The sequence below is a fragment of the Pseudomonas rossensis genome (assembly GCF_039888995.1).
GTDB classification, from domain to species: domain Bacteria; phylum Pseudomonadota; class Gammaproteobacteria; order Pseudomonadales; family Pseudomonadaceae; genus Aquipseudomonas; species Aquipseudomonas rossensis.
The window spans coordinates 1-408 of record NZ_JBBWCB010000336.1; the positions used below are offsets into that span (position 1 = coordinate 1).

General features: G+C 60.8%; 1 protein-coding gene. It reads right to left on the minus strand.

Translation table 11 applies throughout. The features are described from left to right. A partial coding sequence (locus tag WLY71_RS30760; protein WP_347806592.1) for a cadherin-like domain-containing protein occupies positions 1-408 on the minus strand: 408 nt, incomplete at both ends.

The following is a 408-nucleotide window of genomic DNA, read 5'->3' on the forward strand; positions in this document are numbered from 1 at the left end:
TCTTCGCTGGTGGTCACGGTTTCGCTGATGTCGGTGAAGCTGTCATCGACCGGGGTGACGCTGATGTTCAAGGTCGAGGTGACATTGCTGCCGGAACCGTCAGTCACGGTGTAGCTCACGCTAGGCACCGCGCCGTTGTAATTGGCGGCCGGGGTGAAGGTGTAAGCGCCATTGGCGGCAAGCACCAGGGTGCCAACGTTGGTGATGTTCGCGGTGCTGCCGGCGGCGTAGGTGGTTTCACCTATGGTGAAATTGAGCACGCTGACCGGACCATCAACGCTCGACGTCCCGTTAAGAACGCTGCCGCTGACTGGGGCGTCTGCGCTGGTGGTCACGGTGTCGCTGATGTCGGTGAAGCTGTCGTCGACCGGGGTGACGCTGATGTTCAAGGTCGAGGTGACATTGCTG